Origin of the sequence: Paenibacillus terreus (assembly GCF_042138595.1) — a bacterium.
GTDB lineage: Bacteria > Bacillota > Bacilli > Paenibacillales > Paenibacillaceae > Paenibacillus > Paenibacillus terreus.
The window spans coordinates 151604-171446 of the sequence record NZ_JBHIRX010000012.1; the positions used below are offsets into that span (position 1 = coordinate 151604).

The window sequence follows — 19843 nt, forward strand, 5'->3', positions numbered from 1 at the left end:
CTGCGGTTACTCATCGAATCTGCGCAGAATGGACTCCAGCTTGCTGCGCAGATGCTGCGGCCACAGCTGAAGCGGAGCGCCTTCGCCTTGCGCTGCGCTGAGCGCCTTGTACGAGTCGATTAATCCGTATCCGAAATATTTGTCATGTCCCGCCGCGCCCAAATCAATCACGTTATTGCGTAAAATATCCATCACTTCGGTATTCTGCAGCTCCGGATTCTGCGAGCGGATCAGGGCAGCCACGGCGGCGACGTGAGGGCTGGCCATGGAAGTTCCGGACAGGGCGGCGTATTGGCTGCCCGGAAAGGTGCTGGCGATATTCGTTCCGGGCGCGGCTACGTCGATATAATCCCCATAGTTGGAATAGGAGGCCCGCTTCATGGATGAATCCGTAGCGGCGACGGCCAATACTTCAGGATATGCCGCCGGATAGCCCGGCCGCTCCGTATTATCATTGCCTGCTGCAGAAATAAGCACGACATCCTTGTTATAAGCGTATTTGATCGCATCATGCAGAAATTGCGAATCTGCGTAGTTGCCCAGGCTCAAATTAATGACCTTGGCGCCGTGATCCGCAGCCCATATGATGCCTTGCGCAACGGAATAGGTTGTACCTGAGCCGGATTTGTCCAAAACTTTCACAGGCATTATTTTGTTGTACCATGTAATGCCTGCCACGCCTTCATTGTTGTTGACCAGCGCCGAAATAATGCCTGACACATGCGTGCCGTGACCGACATCATCATAGGGCTTTTTAGCGGGATCAATGATATTGTAGCCTTGAACGAACTGTCCCTTCAGATCCGGATGATCCAAATCCGCGCCAGTATCCACAACAGCTACCTTGACGTCCTTGCTGCCTCTGGACAAATTCCAGCTTCGGTTTGCTTCGACGGCCGGCAAATTCCATTGGTACCGCAAGAAAAGGATGTCATTGGGAATGGATACAGCATTGGCATTCTTTGCCGTTTCGTCATTGGTCAAATACATGTAATGAGGCTCCGTGTAGAGCGGATTCCATTTTTTATCGAAATACTGCTTCAATTGCTGGTAATTCATGCTGTTGGAGCGAAAGATGTAGGTATCCCCGAGCTTTCGTCCTTCCTCTTTGCAGTGCAGGTCACGGCGGATTTGTTCCAGCTGCTTCGTTCCCGGCTGATTCCGGAAGCGGACGACGATTTCATTTTCGTAAAAATGGCTGGCATTTTCATTGTCATGGCCGGTTTTGACGGTGATATCCCGCAGTGTGTTTGGGTAAACGGACTCAACCTTGAAACGCCCTTCGCGCGGATAGGGAATCATTCGCAGATTGCGCCGCTGATGCTCCTCGACAGCGTTAAGCACCTGTTCGTTAAACAGGCCGATCACAGCATGTTTGCCGTCTGCTGAAGGCTCAGCAAGGATGAAGTAACGGTCCTTTCCGGCCAAAAGCGATGGAGATTCATACGATTTGCCGCGCTTCACCGCTTCTTTGGCGGCTTGAATGCCCGAACGGACAGCCTTGGCCTGACCGGCTGTATCCCGGTTGAGATTGATTCCGGCAATCTGGCGGGAACGGCCGTTGTGTCTGTCCACCCAAATGAGCGCGTGCAGCTGACGATGGCTTTTTTTCATGTCAGCCCCGTATGCGGAAATGCTGCCGTCGCTGCTGCTGTTGAGTGCGGCAAGCATAGAATGAAGATGGCCTTTTGCATCATGTCTGAGCAATTTTCTGGTCGCGTTGATATCGCCTGATAAAAGCATCTTTTTCATTCCCATTTCCGTACCCTGCCTGTCCGGTGTACGCACGGAAAGAGATCGGGGGGCTTGCGGCTTCTGCCTGCTGTCGTTCCAGGGAAGGAGTATACCAACAATCAGCAAACAGGCGGCAATTCCTAAAGTTGCTTTAATCCATCGATGACGGGACATGTCAGGTCCTCCTGTAAATCGAAATTTGGGTACGCTTAGCGTGGGAAGCTTCGCAGTTTTTTATACCGTTTGTCCGGCATTTATGGTAGGATAATTACTGAAATTAAGGGTTGGTGTTTAAACGGGATGAAACCGGGTAAACCGATATTGAAGGAATTGATCAGAGGGGGAGAGCTGCATCTATGTCAGCAGTCAATGTACAAAAATTATGTGAGTCCACACGGGAGAAGTTAACATTTGCCATCGGGCGGATTGAATCGTTTCTGAATGAGCATGCCTTGCCGCAGCTGAGCGCGGAACAGGACGAAGAGACGGTGCAGTATTACAAGGGATTTCTATCGGATCTCCGGCACCTGCTTGTTTTTTCCGAAGTTTCTTACGAAAAGCTGGGCATTGCTTTGCGTCGTGCCAATTTTGATGTCGATTTCGCCGAAAAGGCTCTGTATAATGTGTACCATGACTGTGTGAACAGCTTCTTCTATCCCAAGAACGAATCCTATGTAGAAGACGGTCGTTATGCTTATACAGGACAGGACGCCATACGCTTCCGCAAAAACGTTCTTCCTGAAGTGCGGGCGGTTATTATGGACATCACCAAAACCTATGAAGAGCTTCGCGACGATCTTACCTATTATGAAAGCGACTATCTGACCCAACGCCGGATGCAGAGCCGTCGCAGTCACGCTTGATAAAAATGTAAAGCCGCTGATGGTTAGACCAGGTAAACTGGTATACCGCCAGCGGCTTTTTTTGTGCATGTTTGTTATCAACTCCCATGCTGAATATGGCATACAGGCAAGCTGGAGAGGACATAATGAGCCTTGAGGTGATGAATATGAGCCAACAGGACAATCCCGCTGTCCGGTGCAGTGTAACAAACTGTCATTATTGGGGACAGAACAATATCTGCAAGGCAGACGTCATCATGATTGACATTGACCGCCATGCAGACAGAAAGCTGCAAGAGGAATACGCAGGGGAAACGTTTAGCACCACTGAACGCGAGTACGCGGATAATTCCGCGGCCACCTGCTGTCACACCTTTACACCGAAAAAATCAAAGTAGTCCAGACCGCTCTGTTACCCCTTACACAAAATGCGGAGGTGCAGCAAACTTATGGAGGAAAATAAAGGGAAGAGTAAAATTTCGGACAAGCGCTCGTCCAGAGCTCTCGTAGTGCGTGACCGCGTGGATTATCCGCGCATGGATCACCAAGAGGAATATGCGACTGATGTGGCCCCCACTAAACTGGCTAAAGGCAAAACAGGGCAAGAGGTAAGCGGCACAAAAGGCAGTACTGCAGATCATCGGGAGGAATATGCGGCTGAAGTGGCTCCCGCCAGACCGGTTGAAGACAGAAGGGAAGCAGAGAATACAGGTACCATTGGTAACACTGTAGGCTATGCAGGTATAGCGCTGGGGATTCTGGCGTTGTTCATGTGGTCCATTGTGCTTGGCCCGATCGCAGCCATTCTTGGCTTCTACTCCTTCTTTAATGGCAAGAGAACCTTGGGCGGATGGGCGATCGGCCTTGGGCTGGTGGCGACGATCAGTTATTTCGCATTTATTCCGTTTGTTCGATAGATTACAGTTCAGAAAATTCAGAACGGAGCAGCTCCTCCCAAAAGGGACGGGGCTCTTTTTTTCGACAAAACCTCTGGCAGACACTAACAAAAAGTTGTATCATAAGCATTAATGCTGTATGCTCACATATGTTTATTACCATTGCTTATACTATCTGTAAAGAAAGTTGGGAATTATACATGCAAATCGATCCGAGCGTGTCGAAGCAAGCCGTCGATATGCAGTTGGCGAATAACACAAATTCGAGCACAGCCCGGAACAGCGGCTCCGACTTTGCCAATTTGATCGCCCAGGTTGAACAGCAGCCGGAAGAGGCTGCACCTCAAGGCGCAGTGACAAAAGAGAACGGTCTGCTGTGGCTGCAGCTTGGCTCGGCCGCAGGATCATCTCCCTACACGGCTCCACTGGACAACACGGTATCCTCAGGGGAAGCATTCAGCCTGCCTCCCGCATTCGAATCGCTGATTTCAGCGGCCAGCACAAAATATGGAGTGCCTGAATCCCTGATCAAGGCTGTCATCGATACCGAGTCCTCTTTTAACCCGAATGCCGTCTCTTCGGCAGGGGCAAAAGGGCTGATGCAGCTCATGGATGCGACGGCTCAGGGGCTTGGAGTCAGCGATCCGTTTGATCCCGCGGAGAATATCGACGCAGGTGTCCGCTATTTGTCCTATCAGCTGAAGCGCTTCGGCGGACAGGAGAATATGGCGCTTGCAGCTTATAATGCAGGTCCGTCCAAGGTAGAGCGCCTAGGAATATCCAGTGACGCGGAGCTGATGTCCGTGCTGGATCAGCTGCCGGTTGAGACACAGAATTATGTGGCTAAAATTCAAAACGCCCGTACTAAATTTTCTGGCTAGAATGTGATGAACGAATATTTCTGTACCTGATGAGGTCCGCCAAAGGATCAATACGGGGAAGCCGGCTTGGACGAGCGCTCCTCTATTGGTCTTTTTGTTTTGGCAAGAGAAAAGGAGGCATGAAGTTGTTATACTTTGATCACGCGGCAACGACCCCTCCATATGAGGAAGTTGTTGAAACGGTCGCCGAACTGATGAGAAAACATTACGGGAACCCGTCTTCCCTGCATAAATATGGCGAGGAAGCGGGCCAATTGCTCAAGAGGGCCCGTGAAGTATGTGCTGCCGCCCTGGAGGTTAAGCCAGGGGAAATTATTTTTACATCAGGGGCGACTGAAAGCAACAATCTGGCTGTGAAGGGGGCAGCGGTGCAATACGCATCACGAGGCCGTCATCTTGTTACAGCGGCGACTGAGCATCCCTCCGTATTCGAGAGCTGCCGGCAGCTGGAGAAAATGGGGTATGAACTGACCGTGCTGCCAGTGGATGAAGAAGGGCATGTCAATGCCGAGCAGGTTGCAGCCGCCATTCGTAAAGACACGGTGCTGGTCAGCATCATGCATGTCAACAATGAAACGGGGCGCATTCAGCCCATTCATGACATCGGACCGCGTTTGAAGGCGGAGTTCCCCAAGGTTCTTTTTCATGTAGACGGGGTACAAAGCTTCGGCAAGCTGCCGGTTCAGCTCAAGGATTGGGGCATTGACCTGTTCAGCCTCTCCGGCCATAAAATCCGTGGACCGAAGGGCACGGGGCTGCTTTATGTAAGGGAAGGGGTAAAGCTGTCCCCGCTGTTGACCGGGGGAGGACAAGAATTTGACCTGCGGGCAGGCACGGAGAACGTCCCGCTGATTGTAGGCTTGGCCAAGGCGGTACGGATGGCTGCGGAAGGACGTGAACGGTTTGCGGCAGCTGCATCCGGATGGCGTGACATCATTGTGGAGGCCGTGAGCCAAAATCCGGCGCTTGTGCTGAACAGCGGAGCTGAGGCTCCACATATCGTGAACTTTTCCCATCCGGGGATGAAGGCGGAGGTTATGCTGCATACGCTGGAGCTGCTTGGCGCGGCCGTATCGACCAAATCGGCCTGCTCCTCCAGTCTCGCTGAGCCAAGCCGGGTGCTGCTTGCCATGGGCAGAAGCGGGAATGCCGCTTCGGGCGGCATCCGCATCAGCTTTGGAGACAGCCACACGGCAGCAGAGGTGCAGCAGCTTGCCCTGGCCATACAGGAAATGACGGCACGGCTGAAAACAGTTGAAAGGTGGGAAAGATAATTGAATTATGATATGTTACTGCTGCGCTTCGGAGAGTTTACCCTTAAGGGGAGGAACCGCGGACGGTTTGAAAGAGCTGCGGTGTCCCAGGTAAGGGCGCTGCTTCAGAGCTATCCCAAGGCAGAGCTGAGCCATGAGTTCGGACGATTATATGTTACATTAAACGGGGAGCCGTATGAGCAGATGATTGCCACCCTGCAGAGGGTGTTTGGCATCACTTCCATCAGTCCCGTTAAGGTTGCGCCGCTGGATATCGAGGAGATTGCTTCCGTAGCGACCGCTCTTATTCAGGAGCTTGCACCCGCTGAAGGGACGACCTTCAAAGTGCACGCGCGCCGTGTATGGAAGGATTTCCCCCATTCCTCGCAGGAAATGAATCACCTGGTTGGCTCGCCTGTGCTGCAGGTTTTTCCTGCACTCAAGGTTGATGTCAGGAACCCTGAGCTGGAGCTGCGGGTGGAGGTAAGACAGAAGGGGGCCTATGTATTCAGTGAAGTGATTCCGGCAGCAGGCGGATTTCCGTACGGTACGAATGGCAAGGCAATGCTGCTGCTGTCAGGAGGCATCGACAGTCCGGTTGCGGCGTGGTCATCCATGCGCAGAGGCCTGGAGGTCGAATGTGTTCATTTTTACAGCTATCCCTACACCAGCGAGCTGGCAAAGGAAAAGGTCATCGATCTCGCTAAAGTACTGGCAGGGTATTCGGGTCGGATTAAGCTTCATCTGGTGCCTTTTACGGAGATTCAGACCTCCTTTACCCGTACGGGTCAGGATAATATGATCATCACGCTCATGCGCAGATCCATGCTGCGGATTGCGACGAAGCTGGCAGAGCGCGCAGGCGCGCTTGCGATCGTTACCGGTGACAGTCTTGGCCAGGTGGCGAGCCAGACCCTGTCAAGCATGAACGTCATCGGACGCGCTACAGACCTTCCGCTGCTGCGCCCGCTGGTCATGATGGATAAGAACGAAATTATTGATATCGCGCAAAAAATCGGGACATATGAGCTGTCCATTTTGCCTTATGAGGACTGTTGTACCCTGTTCGTGCCCAAGTCACCGACAACCAATCCGAATTTGGGAGTTGTGGAAAGGGTGGAGGCATCCCTGCAGGAGCTTCCGGCCATGATTGATCAGGCGGTTGAGGCAACGGAAACGCTCGTCCTGGAGGCTAACGGCAAGGTGTGGGGACGCAAGGAGGAAACGGTTGTACGTGAAGAATGGTTTTAATGACCCGGGACTCCTCCTTTTGCAAGCTGCTGGAAGACGCTCCGATAACGAAGCATCCCTCCAACCGCTGTTGACCCTTCGGGCCAAAGGCGGACGCTCCGCTTTTCCGGGATTGCTTCGTTCTCTCCGCTACTTCGTGCTCATCCATCAGGCAAAAAAAAGAAACCCGTGTCATTGAAAGACTGGGTTTAGAGTTTGAAAAAAGCTTTCGTATATGGCCGAAAGCTTTTTTTGCTTTTTTTGTTCTTTTTGCTCTGTACGTGCACGGCATCTTAAGAATAAGATCGTTTCCCGTTGCCTTTTTTTTGCGCGGCTCTGCGGTTGGCCAGATATCCGGCGAGGAGAATCCCGACGATGACCGCTGCTATAAACAGGATGCGCAGAGCGGGATGCTCTGTAAAATAGGGCTTGATTCTCGTTTCCTCCGTAATCATATGGGAAGCGGTATATCCAAGCACGGCGGCCCCTACGTATATGATCCATGGGAAGCGGTTGATCAGCCTGATAAACAGGGTGCTTCCCCATACCACGATCGGCACGCTGATCAGCAGCCCGATGACCACGAGAACGAGATGCTGCTGAGCGGCACCTGCCACGGCAATCACATTATCCAGGCCCATGGCGGCGTCGGCCACGACAATTGTACGCACAGCCTGTCCGAGCGTGGCTCCTGCGGCAATTTCCGTATGCTCATCCTCCTGATCCACCAGCAGCTTATAGGCGATCCAGATCAGCAGCAGCCCCCCGGCCAGCAGCAGCCACGGAATCTGAAGCAGCCACAGCACAACAATGGTCGCCGCAATCCGGACCAGCACAGCTCCGCCGGTACCATACAGAATGGCTTTCTTTTGCGTTTGCGGCGGCAGCCTTCGTGCAGCCAGCCCGATGACAATCGCGTTATCTCCTGCCAGCATGAGGTCAATAAATACAACGTTTACCAGCAGCAGAAAAAATTCAAGGCTAAAATAGTCCACGATGTTTGTCACTCCTTTTACTGAAACAAAAATCCTCTATCAATGTCCTTCAAGGAATCCGGACTGCGTTTAGCGGTAACAAATCAGTTCATTATAGTGCCCAAAACTCGGAGAGTCAAGCATACCCCGGCTTGTTCAAGCATACAGCTAGGGTGGAGGTGTTTGTACATATGGAGCATATTTGGCTGCTGATGCAGATTTTGATGGTTAATCTTGTCCTGAGCGGTGATAATGCAGTCGTAATAGCCCTTGCCAGCAAAAATCTGCCTGTAAAGCAGCGGCGCCAGGCCATTTGGTGGGGATCATTGGGGGCCGTTCTGCTGCGCTGTGCGTTAACGTTTGGCGCCGTTCTGCTTCTGGGAATACCTTTTATACAAGGGGCGGGGGGACTGCTGCTGCTGTGGATTGCTTTTAAGCTCCTTTTTGACAATGGAGGGGAAGAAGGGATCAAGGAGGCAACCACGGTAGGCAAGGCGGTGCAAATCATCCTTGCGGCCGATTTTGTCATGAGCCTCGATAATGTGCTGGCTATCGCTGCCCTGGCGGATGGAGATTTGGCCATCATCGTGATCGGTATCGTGCTCAGCATCCCGATCGTTGTATGGGGAAGCACATTAATCTCGTCGCTGCTGCAGCGCTTCCCTTTTCTTGTATTGGCAGGCTCCGCCATTCTGGCCTTTACGGCTGGTGAAATGATGATGAATGATCCGTTCTTGCACGGAATTCTGGATGGCTTTTCCTATAAAATGCATCCTCTGCTGCCTGCCATTCTGTGCGGAGGAGTAATCGCGGCAGGCACATGGCATATGAGCCGCCTCCGTTCAGGCAGGGAATAGTGTACATTTCACTCTAGACTCTTGATTTCTACGATATATAAACTATAATATAAGGGATATGGTACAGCGTCGGAGTGTTTCCCGGCGCTTATTTTGTGAGGCCTGCTTTACAATTAAAGAGAGAACACCATTTGACATACGGAAAGGATAAGAGCAAACCATGCATGCAAGAGAGAACATTCGCAATATTGCGATTATTGCCCACGTTGACCACGGCAAAACGACCCTGGTTGACAAACTGCTTCAGCAATCCGGAACATTCCGCGAGCATGAAGCGGTTCAGGAACGCGCAATGGATTCCAACGATCTGGAGCGCGAACGCGGAATTACCATTTTGGCCAAAAATACGGCTATTACGTACAAGGACTATTTGATTAATATCGTGGATACGCCGGGGCACGCCGACTTTGGCGGTGAAGTGGAACGGATTATGAAAATGGTTGACGGGGTGCTGCTCGTCGTTGACGCCTATGAAGGCTGTATGCCGCAGACCAAATTCGTGCTGCGCAAAGCGCTGGAGCAGAATCTTACGCCGATCGTCGTGGTCAACAAAATTGACCGCCCTGCGGCCCGTCCGGCCGAGGTTATCGATGAAGTGCTGGATCTGTTCATCGAGCTTGGCGCAAATGATGACCAGCTTGATTTCCCGGTTGTCTATGCATCCGCTTTGAACGGCACATCCAGCATGGATCCCGACAAGCAGGACAGCAACATGGAAGCATTGTACAACACGATTGTGGAGCACATTCCCGCGCCTACCGAGAATGTCAACGAACCGCTGCAGTTCCTGGTTACTCTGATGGATTATAACGAGTATCTGGGCAGAATCGCAGTTGGGCGCGTGAACCGTGGAGTTGTCCGCCAGGGCCAGCCGGTTGTGGTCATGATGCGTGACGGTTCCTCCAAGACGGCCCGTATCGAGAAGCTTTTCGGCTTCCAGGGGCTCAAGCGGATTGAGACGGAGGAGGCCGGCGCGGGCGATATTGTTGCCATTGCCGGGATCAAGGATATCAATATCGGGGAAACGATTGCCGATCCGAATAAGCCGGAAGCTCTGCCCGTTCTAAAAATTGACGAGCCTACGCTGCAAATGACGTTCCTGGTGAACAACAGCCCGTTTGCGGGCCGTGAAGGCAAGTGGGTCACCTCCCGTAAGCTGCGTGAGCGTCTGCTTAAGGAATTGGAAACGGATGTAAGCCTCCGGGTGGAGGATACAGACAGCCCAGATGCCTTTATCGTCTCGGGACGCGGAGAGCTGCATCTCGGCATTCTGATTGAGAACATGCGCCGCGAAGGATACGAGCTGCAGGTGTCCAAGCCTGAAGTTATCGTGAAGGAAATCGACGGCCAGCGCATGGAACCGATTGAACGCCTGCTGATCGACGTACCTGAAGAGAGCATGGGCGCTGTTATGGAAAGTCTGGGCAGCCGTAAAGCGGAAATGGTCAACATGATCAATAACGGAACAGGACAGGTCCGACTGGAGTTCCTGATTCCCGCCCGCGGGCTGATCGGCTACAGCACACACTTTCTGACCCTGACCCGCGGCTACGGGGTGATGAACCACGCGTTTGACAGCTACGGTCCTGTAGTTGGCGGGCAGGTTGGCGGCCGTCACCAGGGTGTGCTTATTTCGACGGAAACGGGAACCTCCACCTTTTATGGAATGCTGGGTGTGGAAGACCGCGGCACACTGTTCGTTGAGCCGGGAACCGAAATCTATGAAGGCATGATCGTAGGCGAGCATACCCGCGACAACGACATTGTCGTTAATATTTGTAAAGAAAAGCAGCTGACCAACGTCCGTTCGGCTACCAAGGATGAAACGGTTAAGCTGAAAACACCGGTGATCTTCTCGCTGGAGCAGGCGCTGGAATATTTGAATGATGATGAATACTGTGAAATTACGCCGAAATCGATTCGCCTGCGCAAGAAAATTTTGAACAAGAGCGAACGCGAACGTGCGGAGAAGCATCGCAAAATGGCTCAGGCTAATTCGTAATCGTCGAAACAACGGAATGCCTGGCGTTGAGCGACAGATTCCACAGCTTGATGTTAAGGGCGGCGGGTCCTTCCGGGGGCTGCGCCGCCCTGCTCATTTTCGTGAGAGACAATACATTATTATGCTGACCTATTGACCCGACCTGTTGCTGGCAACCTGACTGTCTACTAAATTTTATGTGAAAAAGGTGTGGAACCATGAGCAATCCCCAAAGCGGGCTGCCTCCGCGGAAATCCTCCGGGAAAAAGCCCGTTAAAAAGCAAAAAGCGAAAAAGAAGAATAGCTTTCTGAAATCATTTATGTTGTTTGTACTGATTTTGCTGATTGTCGGTGTGGTTGCAGGAGGAGTTTACGCTTATTACATCAGCAGACAGGTTGAAGCCGTGCTCGATACAGGGATCGACAAGGAGGTTCCGAAAACGGAGCTGGCTGAGGCCAAACCGTTGACCGTGCTGCTGCTGGGAACGGATTATCGTCCCAAACACCAGACTTATCTGTCGGACGTGGTTATGGTCGCAACCTTAAACCCGAACACCAAATCGGCTACGCTGGTTTCTTTGCCCCGGGATACGAAGATTGAGCTTGACGGCTATCATTCCCGCAAGCTGAACGAATATTATCCGATTTTCAAATCCAAAGAGAAAGAAAGCGGGGCGTCGGCTGAGGATGAGATGAAAACCCTGATCAGCAAATATATGAACATCGATATCGATTATGTGACCGCAATTAACTTCCAGGGATTCCGCGATATTGTGGACGAGCTGGGTGGAGTGAACGTTACTGTCGACAAAAATATGTGCTACAGGGATAATGCGGACGGCACCAATATTAACCTGACGGCGGGGGACAAGCATCTGAACGGGGATGAGGCGCTGGATTTTGTACGCTACCGCAAATCCAACTGCAGCCCGAGAACGGCACCTTCCGATGATTTTGACCGCAACAAAAGACAGAATCAGGTGCTGCGTGCTCTGATCGATCAAATGCAGTCGTTTGGCGGCATTGCGAAGCTTGGCAATGTGATCAAAGCGGTGGATAACAATTTGACGACAGATATTGAATCCCAGCAGATGAAAAACTTGCTGACAACCTACTGGAATATTTCCAAGGATGATGTGAAATATCGGCCTGTAGGAGGAACTTGGCGCAGCCCGTATGTCTATATTAATGAAGAAGAACTGGCTGAGGCGAGACAGGCTTTGAAGGACGAAGAAGACGGTATCGCGGCGCCTTCTACGGATAGTGGCACGGCATCTGCGGAATCAACCGAAAATCCGTAATCTTGGTAGGTGCTGTCTGCATATGATATAATTCAGTAGAGCCATCAAGCAAGACTCTAGGGTGTTGAAGGAGGCAGATGTATGTCCGAATCCGTAAGACATGTAACCGGGTCGCTGTTTCATCAGTTCTCTCGAATGGAGCAGCTTTCACCTCCGCAATGTGCCGGACTTCCGTGCCTGCGAGCTGTAGCGAAACTGGACAGCCAAATTTTTGCTGCCATAAAAAAAGCCTAGTGAATAATCACTGGGCTTTTTGTTTTGTTTGTACGCTCTGCTTGCTATTGTGTCCGGAGGAGGCTGGTGCCTGGGAAGCTTTTTTGCCTGTTGACATTTGCGGAATGATGCGGCCTATAATGTCGGCCAATTCATTGCCGAATCCCTGTACGGGGTAACCGCCGCGGATATCGTGAGCCATTTCGGCAAGCCGGTTATTGATGTCCGCGTCGGCTGTGACGAGGGTTCGCAGGCCGTGCGGGTCCTTGTCCAAAGCTTCGGCTACCGAATATTTAATGGTGCCGACCCGCGAGCGGTCCATCTTGCCGTCGACGTTAATGCCGACAATGGCTGTTTTTCCGAGCACGACGCAATTGGCATCCTTTACGCCTTGCACACGGCGGGCCAAATCAGCGAGATGATCCGCTTGCACCGTTGCATTTGTCTTCGGCACTGCAGCATTCTGCTGACCGTTCAGGTTGCGGGCAGTTTGATTGGCGGCCTGCCGGGTTGTCGGTTGGCCTGTTGTATCGGTTCTTGCGCTTCGGTCGCCGGAAACACCGCATCCGCTTAACAGAAGTACGGAAATGGCTGATGCCGCAATCCATTTGTTCATCTCAAATCATCCTTTCAGGAGGAATATGCTTGCTTAAAACTGCAGTAAACCATCTTTAAACTTATTGTGTCCTGCATGGTTCGTATTATGTGGAGCTGCAAAGAATTCCAATGATCACACATCGATGATGCCGTTTTGGAGGGGATTGGAATGAAGAAGATATTTGTTCTGGATACCAATGTGCTGCTGCATGATCCGAGATCGATATTTGCCTTCCAGGAGCATGATGTTGTAATCCCGGCTGTTGTTTTGGAGGAAATCGATTCGAAAAAAAGAAATGCGGATGAGATCGGCCGCAATGCCCGCAATGTGTCGCGCTTGCTGGACGGTCTGCGCGAACACGGACATTTGCACAGCGGTGTTCCCCTTCCTCAAGGGGGGAGGCTTACAGTTGAGCTGAACCATCGAAGTTTTCTCAAGCTGCAGGAGATGTTCGGGGAGATCACGAACGATAACCGAATTCTTGCTGTAGCATTGAATTATCATCTGGAGGAGCAGGACAAGGAGGAGCCGGCCACAGTCGTTTTGGTCAGCAAGGATGTGCTTGTGCGGATCAAGGCGGATGTGCTTGGCTTGATGACGGAGGATTTTTTATCTGACCGCACTGCAGAGCCGGATGAGCTGTATCACGGTTGTTCCACACTAAAGGTTCATCCATCCGTGATCGATGAATTCTATTCCTTCCGCTATTTGGCTGTGAAGCCCCTTCATCTGCCTTATGAGCTGTATCCGAATGAATTTGTCATTCTGAAAGATGAGATGGGGACCAATAAATCAGCACTACTGAAAGTAAATAAGGAAGGCAGCAGGCTGGAACCACTCTACATGAGCAATGATGCCGTGTGGGGGATCAGCGCCCGCAATGCCCAGCAAAGAATGGCGCTTGAACTGCTGCTGAATGACGATATACCGCTCGTAACGATTACCGGCAAGGCCGGAACGGGTAAAACTCTGCTGACGCTCGCCGCAGGATTAATGAAGGTCGAGGATGAACGGAAGTACAAGAAACTGCTGATTGCCAGACCCGTGGTACCTATGGGCAAGGACATCGGTTATCTTCCCGGCGAGAAAGAAGAAAAGCTGCGGCCATGGATGCAGCCCATCTATGACAACCTGGAATATTTATTTGATGTAAAAAAATCCGGGGACATTGATAAAATTTTAATGGGACTTGGAAGTATACAAGTGGAGGCACTGACCTACATCCGCGGCAGATCCATCCCAGGCCAGTTTATCATTATCGATGAGGCGCAAAACCTGTCGCGCCACGAGGTGAAAACCATCGTCTCCCGCGTAGGGGAAGGCAGCAAGATTGTATTGCTGGGGGATCCGGAGCAAATCGATCACCCGTATCTGGATGCCGCAAGCAACGGATTAAGCTATGTGGTGGAGAAGTTCAAGAAGGAAAACATCAGCGGCCACATTACCCTTGAAAAAGGGGAGCGTTCCATGCTGGCGCAGCTGGCGGCGGATTTGCTGTAGTTACTGGATGTATTATTTCCCAAGCAATGATAAGGAAAAGAGCGAGTACCGATGGTCGAATTTCCACCTGTACTCGCTCTTTTTCATTTCCGCCTTTGCACCCGAATTTCTACCGCTATAATAATAATTGGAATTCGGGGGCAACAGCGATTGTAGGAATGGTTCGTTTTTGGAGCGTATTAGAACAGCAAAAAGTGAAACTACCGACGAAGGATCTACAGGTTCAGCTCCAATTGAACCTTAAGCTGCCGAGGGAGCGTTTCGACACCAGTCGCTTTGACATACGGCAGCAGCATTTGCGGATAAAAGCCGAGATCAAACTGCTGCTCCAGATTGCTGCGGGTCGTATCAGGCAGCTCCAGTCCGTTGAATACAAGTCTGTCCACATGAAAGACGATGGCATTTTTCGGAATATTCTCTAGTGTATAATGACCCTTGATCAATAACTCCATCGTTCCGCTTTTCCCCTGCACGGTAATGCCGTCCTGCTCAAAGGTGAAGCCGAATTGCTTGAACATCTCGTCTCTCGACTGCAGGAAGCGGTTAAATTCATCTTGCTGAATCGTAATGGTGTATTTCTTTCCGTTAGTGACAATTGCGCCTTTCTGCCCCTGAATAAATTGTGGCAATCCTTCCATCGCTGCAGCCAGCGCTTTAAAATGCCGTCTGACCTCGTACAATCCGATATTTTCCCAATAGGATGTCATTTCTTCAATCAGCCGCTTGAGCGTTTCGGAATCGCTGCTTCCGTTAACCTGCTGGTCCACCTGTTCCTGCAGCGCCGCGACGCGGGTTCGCTGGGTGATCAGTTTGCTTTTCATATCCTGCAGTTCCGCCGCTGCTATCGCCGTCTGCCGCTCAAGCTCGGTAATAGAGGTGTATCTTTGCTGGTAAGCGGTCAATATATCCTTGTCGCGGCTAATAATGATCTGATAATAATCGATCAGCGTCAACGCTTGTCCGAGATTTTTTGCGCCCAGCAGGATACTGAGCAGCTGATCCCTATCCCCCATATAATATGAACGCAAAACAGCGCCTGCCCGCTCCTGATGCGATTGGATCTGCTCCCGCTGAATGCTGAGCTGTGTCTGCAGTTCCTGCTGTTTATGCTGTGTTTCTGTCTGCTTCAGCCCGATCCGCTCGATTTCCTGATCAATTTCCACGATGGAGAGGCTATCCTGCAAAATTTTTCTCGTTTGTTCATCAATAGCAGCCGCTTTCACGGGAAGGCTTATCCATAAGGACAGGCACAGGAAGATCGCAGCCAGTTTTATGGTGATGTGCTGTTTTCTCCTCAACACGAAAAACTCCTTTTACATCTTCGTTGTTTCTAAAAAACCAACCTCATTTTGGGTTGCAGTATTTATTCATGTATATGCTGCCGTCTATGTTTCTAGGCTTCCTCTATTGTAAAACAGAAGCCGGAGACTTAAAACTTAAAACTCTGGAAATCAGGTATGAGCCCCCGAAATTTAGGGAATACATTTTAGTATCAATAGATTCTATGAACTCTACGAGAGGCATAGGATTGAAATGAGCAGCTTTTATACCTTATTCACTACCGGCTTTCCGGTTCATGAAGACGGTAATTTAGGATGTTGTTAGGAGGGCTTTAGCATGACAGCAGTTAGACAGGATGCATGGAGCGCGGAGGATGATCTCATCTTGGCGGAAGTCACGCTCCGCCACATCCGTGAAGGGGGGACACAGCTTGCAGCTTTTGAAGAAGTAGGGCAAAAGATTTCCCGGACCGCCGCGGCATGCGGCTTCCGCTGGAACAGCTGTGTTCGTAAAAGATATGAGGAAGCGATTAGTATCGCAAAAGCCCAGCGGCAGAAGCGGAGTTATATCCGCAAGCAAACTCCTGTAAGCATGTCCCAGATTACGGCATTTTCGGGACTTGATCAAGAGGAAGGCGCGTACCAGGAAGATTCGGCAAGCGAGGATTCTTTGTCCATCGATGCGGTCATCCGTTTTCTGCGCCAGTGGAAGGGTACGATACAGGAAACCCGCCGCCAGATGAAAATGCTCGAAAAAGAGCTGCGGGAAAAGGAAGAAGAACTGAATGAGCTTCGCCTCGAGAATGAACGGTTGTCCAAGGAAGTAAACGAGGTGCAGACCGATTACCGGGTGGTCAACGATGATTATAAGGCGCTGATCCAGATCATGGATCGAGCCCGCCGGCTGGCTTTCCTGAATGAAGAGGACGAGGAACTGAAATCCAGATTTAAAATGGATGCCAACGGAAACCTTGAGCGTATTGAATAAAACGGGTTCAAAAGCCGTCAGACTGCAGCTGCAGATTGACGGCTTTTTGACTTTTGACTATGTTATATAATAATAGTAAAAACATTGGGGGAACAATCATGCGGATCGATATCATCGGGGCCGGTGCGCTCGGACTCCTCTATGCCGGCAAATTGGCCGCCGCGGGTATGGAAATCCGCTTATGGGTACGGAGGTCTGAAAGCGCGGACATACTTAGGCAGAAGGGGATTTCCATAGCAGAACCAAGCGGTGAGACTATATTTATTACATATTCTCAATTTGAAGTTCATCTGATGGATAACTGGCGTCTGATCACGGAGGCAGGCGACTGGGTGTTCCTGATGACGAAGCAGGACGGGATTCGTGAGGCGGCAGAATGCTTGGCAAAAGGGTCGGCTCATCATTTGCAAATTATGAGTATACAAAATGGAATTGGGCATACTGATACTCTCACGAAATATCTCCCCTATGCCAGCATCTATCGGGCTGTCACTACCGAAGGGGCCAGACGAAGCGGGGAGACTGCCGTGATTCATGCCGGAAAAGGCCAGACTGAGCTTGGAAGTGCGATTCGCGGCGGTGTGGTTCAGCCGTTCTCTTCGGACGGCAGGGAGAAGCTGCTTGCGGACAGGCTGACGCAGGCCGGGCTTGAGACACGTCTTTCTGAAAGTATCGATAAGAGCATTTACCGCAAGCTGCTGGTCAATGCTGTCATCAATCCCCTGACAGCGATATGGAGGGTGCCTAACGGAGAGCTGTTATCTTCTCCCGAACGAATGGATCTGCTGAGACAGCTGTATGATGAAAGCATCCGTATCTATGAGGCTTGCGGTATAGGCTGGGAGGCGGAATGGTGGGAAGAGCTGGTGCAGATCTGCAGGAGTACGGCGCCCAACCGTTCTTCCATGCTTGCGGATGTGCTTGCGGGCAGGCGGACCGAGATCGAAGCAATAAACGGCCAGTTCATCAGGCTTGCTCAGGAGTCGGGTGTGGACTCGCCGCTTCACAGGACGGTCAGGGACATCATCAACGGAATGCAATCTGTACAGGGGGGAAACGGATGAGCGCGGTTCAGAATACTCTTGTTTTTTTAAGCTTACTGCCTATTTTCCCATTCCTGATTGTCTATGGAGTGGGGCTGTGGATTACGAAGGACAAAAAAAGATCGCTGTTAGCTGCAATTGACGTTACGACTCTTTTTCTTATTTTTTCTGTAGCGGCGCTTTTCAACATCGTCTTTGGCACGAAATTCGGGATTTATCTCATTATACTGCTGCTTCTGATCACCATGGGTTTAATTGGCGGAGCCCAAAATAGGCTAAAAGGAGGAGTCAACTGGAGAAGATTGATCCGGGCCGTATGGAGGATGACATTTGTTGGAAGCTCAATTGCATATTTGTTATTTACTTTTATCGGTATTTTTAGCTACATATTCAACTACATGTCATAATACCTCACGCAACCCTACAGAAAATGGATAAAAACATTGATTTTTTTTAAAAAAATCCTGAAATTAAAAGAATGTAATGTAGATTTTTTTGACCGCTGGTTGTATAATCTATAAACATATATACCACATTTAATTTAGGGGGATACGCTAGATGAAAAGGAAGAGCTCCTTGATCCTTTTGACTCTTGTACTGGCGCTCGGCTCACTGCTTGCAGCCTGCGGCAATAACAACAGTGCACAGAGCCCTGAAGGAACTACTACAAATGAACCGGCTGCAGCCGCAGATCAGGTACTGAACATTAACCTGATGTCCGAACCGCCGACATTTGATCCGGCACAAGCGCAAGACAGCCAGACCAACACCGTGCTGAAGACGATGTATGAAGGCCTCACAAGAATGGGTGAAGACGGCAAAGAACAGCCAGGCGTAGCAGAATCATGGGAAATTTCCGAAGACGGGCTTACCTATACATTCAAGCTTCGCGATAACGCGAAATGGAGCAATGGCGATCCTGTAACTGCTAACGACTTTGTGTTCGCATGGCAGCGTGTGCTTGATCCTTCTACCGCACCTGCTCCTCCATATGCTTACCAATTGTACAATATCAAAAATGCTGAAGCATACAACCTGACTGGCACCAAGGACTACAAAGGTCCTAAGGTTACAGATTTCAAAGACGTAGGCGTGAAAGCTGTCGACGACCACACGCTGGAAGTTAAGCTGGAAAATCCAACACCGTACTTCCTGGGTCTGACTTCTTTCTATACTTATTATCCGGTTCACAGCTCTGTGAAAGACAATGATAAATGGGCTGTCAACAAAGATACAATGATCACAAACGGACCTTTTACTTTGACGGATTGGACCAAAGGCCAAACCATCGAAGTATCTAAAAACGAAAACTACTGGGACAAAGACAGCATCAAGCTGAGCAAAATTCATATGTCTCTTGTAAATAGCGGCGCAACTGAGCTGAGCTCCTATCAAAGCGGACAGCTGGATTTCGCTGGCCATCCAACAGGCGAGATTCCAACAGATCAAATTCCGGCTGTTAAACAGCAACTGCCAAATGAGTTCCATGTTAAAGGTATCGCGAGCACGTATTACTACTTGTTTAACACAAAAGAGAAACCATTCAACAACGTGAAAGTTCGCAAAGCGTTTGCTATGGCGATCGAGCGTCAACCGCTGGTTGACAACGTTACACTGGGTGGACAGCTCCCTGCATATGGATTCATCCCGCCTGGCATCAAAGGTGAGAGTGATGAATTCCGCAACGAAATTAAGGATACTTCCTACTTTACTGAAGATTTGACGGAAGCGAAGAAGCTACTTCAGGAAGGCATGGCAGAGGAAGGAGTTACAACGCTTCCGCCAGTTACACTGATCTACAACTCCAGTGAAGCGCATCAGAAGATCGCTCTTGCTATAGCGGATATGTGGAAACGAAACCTTGGCGTTGATGTACAAACGCAAAATCAGGAGTGGGGCGTGTTCCTTGATAACCGCAGACAACTGAACTACCAGATCGCTCGTGCGGGCTGGACTGCGGACTTCAACGATCCGATCAACTTCCTGGAATTGTTCACAACAAACAGCGGCAATAACGATTCCGGTTATTCCAATCCTGAGTACGATGCTTTGATCAAGCAAGCTAAAGCAACAACTGATGCTAAAGCACGTAATGAAATTTACGCTAAAGCAGAAAAAATCCTTATTCAGGATGATCAGGTATTCGCACCAATCTACTATTACACTAACGTTTCTTTGACGAAACCAAACGTGAAAGGTATTTCAATTGATTTTAGCGGGGCCATTGACTTTACAAGAGCTTACAAGACTGAATAACTGTTGCTTTTGTATT

18 protein-coding genes are annotated in these 19843 nt (G+C 50.4%); 14 read left to right on the top strand and 4 right to left on the bottom strand.

Annotation, left to right across the window (positions count from 1 at the left end; genetic code table 11):
- Positions 1–6 precede the first annotated feature (6 nt).
- Positions 7–1908, bottom strand: coding sequence for a S8 family peptidase (locus tag ACE5KN_RS20575; protein ID WP_375526876.1), 1902 nt, complete (start codon positions 1906–1908; stop codon positions 7–9).
- A 182-nt stretch (positions 1909–2090) separates the two neighbouring features.
- Here ACE5KN_RS20575 and ACE5KN_RS20580 point away from each other — a divergent pair, with 182 nt between their 5' ends.
- The 6 genes from ACE5KN_RS20580 (at position 2091) to thiI (ending at position 6857) form a co-directional block, all read left to right on the top strand.
- Positions 2091–2597, top strand: coding sequence for a YpuI family protein (locus ACE5KN_RS20580; protein ID WP_375526877.1), 507 nt, complete (start codon positions 2091–2093; stop codon positions 2595–2597).
- A gap of 146 nt (positions 2598–2743) precedes the next feature.
- On the top strand, positions 2744–2974 hold the full coding sequence (locus ACE5KN_RS20585; protein ID WP_375526900.1) for a DUF1540 domain-containing protein: 231 nt from the start codon (positions 2744–2746) through the stop codon (positions 2972–2974).
- A gap of 51 nt (positions 2975–3025) precedes the next feature.
- Positions 3026–3493 carry a hypothetical protein gene (locus ACE5KN_RS20590; protein WP_375526878.1) on the top strand — a complete coding sequence of 156 codons (468 nt, stop codon included), beginning with the start codon at positions 3026–3028 and terminating at the stop codon, positions 3491–3493.
- A 179-nt stretch (positions 3494–3672) separates the two neighbouring features.
- Positions 3673–4353, top strand: a complete 681-nt coding sequence (locus tag ACE5KN_RS20595) for a lytic transglycosylase domain-containing protein (protein WP_375526879.1) — start codon at positions 3673–3675, stop codon at positions 4351–4353.
- A 125-nt stretch (positions 4354–4478) separates the two neighbouring features.
- Positions 4479–5627: a cysteine desulfurase family protein gene (locus tag ACE5KN_RS20600; RefSeq protein ID WP_375526880.1), complete on the top strand. Its 1149-nt coding sequence runs from the start codon at positions 4479–4481 to the stop codon at positions 5625–5627.
- Entirely contained in the window at positions 5628–6857 is a 1230-nt protein-coding gene (thiI, locus tag ACE5KN_RS20605) for a tRNA uracil 4-sulfurtransferase ThiI (protein ID WP_375526881.1), read from the top strand.
- A gap of 272 nt (positions 6858–7129) precedes the next feature.
- On the opposite strand, the gene ACE5KN_RS20610 is transcribed toward thiI, so the two are convergent.
- Positions 7130–7831 (bottom strand): TerC family protein, encoded by a 702-nt coding sequence (locus ACE5KN_RS20610; protein ID WP_375526882.1) that lies wholly within the window; start codon positions 7829–7831, stop codon positions 7130–7132.
- 170 nt (positions 7832–8001) lie between these two features.
- Between ACE5KN_RS20610 and ACE5KN_RS20615 the strand changes: the two genes are divergently transcribed.
- From ACE5KN_RS20615 to ACE5KN_RS20625, 3 genes are all read left to right on the top strand, one after another.
- A complete protein-coding gene (locus ACE5KN_RS20615; protein WP_375526883.1) occupies positions 8002–8667 on the top strand; it encodes a TerC family protein in 666 nt (221 codons plus the stop codon).
- A 160-nt stretch (positions 8668–8827) separates the two neighbouring features.
- Positions 8828–10669: a translational GTPase TypA gene (gene typA / locus ACE5KN_RS20620; RefSeq protein ID WP_375526884.1), complete on the top strand. Its 1842-nt coding sequence runs from the start codon at positions 8828–8830 to the stop codon at positions 10667–10669.
- A 197-nt stretch (positions 10670–10866) separates the two neighbouring features.
- Complete coding sequence (locus tag ACE5KN_RS20625) at positions 10867–11949, top strand: LCP family protein (protein WP_375526885.1); 1083 nt, start codon at positions 10867–10869, stop codon at positions 11947–11949.
- Positions 11950–12190: 241 nt separating this feature from the next.
- Here the strand turns inward: ACE5KN_RS20625 and ACE5KN_RS20630 are convergent, their stop codons facing one another.
- Complete coding sequence (locus ACE5KN_RS20630) at positions 12191–12778, bottom strand: YhcN/YlaJ family sporulation lipoprotein (protein WP_375526886.1); 588 nt, start codon at positions 12776–12778, stop codon at positions 12191–12193.
- Between the two features lie 150 nt (positions 12779–12928).
- Here ACE5KN_RS20630 and ACE5KN_RS20635 point away from each other — a divergent pair, with 150 nt between their 5' ends.
- Positions 12929–14260, top strand: a complete 1332-nt coding sequence (locus ACE5KN_RS20635; protein ID WP_375526887.1) for a PhoH family protein — start codon at positions 12929–12931, stop codon at positions 14258–14260.
- Positions 14261–14475: 215 nt separating this feature from the next.
- On the opposite strand, the gene ACE5KN_RS20640 is transcribed toward ACE5KN_RS20635, so the two are convergent.
- Positions 14476–15558: a coiled-coil domain-containing protein gene (locus ACE5KN_RS20640; protein WP_375526888.1), complete on the bottom strand. Its 1083-nt coding sequence runs from the start codon at positions 15556–15558 to the stop codon at positions 14476–14478.
- A 319-nt stretch (positions 15559–15877) separates the two neighbouring features.
- Here ACE5KN_RS20640 and ACE5KN_RS20645 point away from each other — a divergent pair, with 319 nt between their 5' ends.
- The 4 genes from ACE5KN_RS20645 (at position 15878) to ACE5KN_RS20660 (ending at position 19827) form a co-directional block, all read left to right on the top strand.
- Positions 15878–16528, top strand: coding sequence for an RsfA family transcriptional regulator (locus ACE5KN_RS20645; protein WP_355322697.1), 651 nt, complete (start codon positions 15878–15880; stop codon positions 16526–16528).
- 98 nt (positions 16529–16626) lie between these two features.
- Positions 16627–17592 carry a ketopantoate reductase family protein gene (locus tag ACE5KN_RS20650; RefSeq protein WP_375526889.1) on the top strand — a complete coding sequence of 322 codons (966 nt, stop codon included), beginning with the start codon at positions 16627–16629 and terminating at the stop codon, positions 17590–17592.
- The gene (locus ACE5KN_RS20655; RefSeq protein ID WP_375526890.1) at positions 17589–17978 is read left to right on the top strand and encodes a DUF3397 domain-containing protein; all 390 of its coding nucleotides are present in this window, start codon (positions 17589–17591) and stop codon (positions 17976–17978) included. Before ACE5KN_RS20650 ends, ACE5KN_RS20655 begins: the two co-directional genes overlap by 4 nt.
- A 151-nt stretch (positions 17979–18129) precedes the next feature.
- Entirely contained in the window at positions 18130–19827 is a 1698-nt protein-coding gene (locus ACE5KN_RS20660; protein ID WP_375526891.1) for a peptide ABC transporter substrate-binding protein, read from the top strand.
- The last annotated feature ends 16 nt before the right edge of the window (positions 19828–19843 follow it).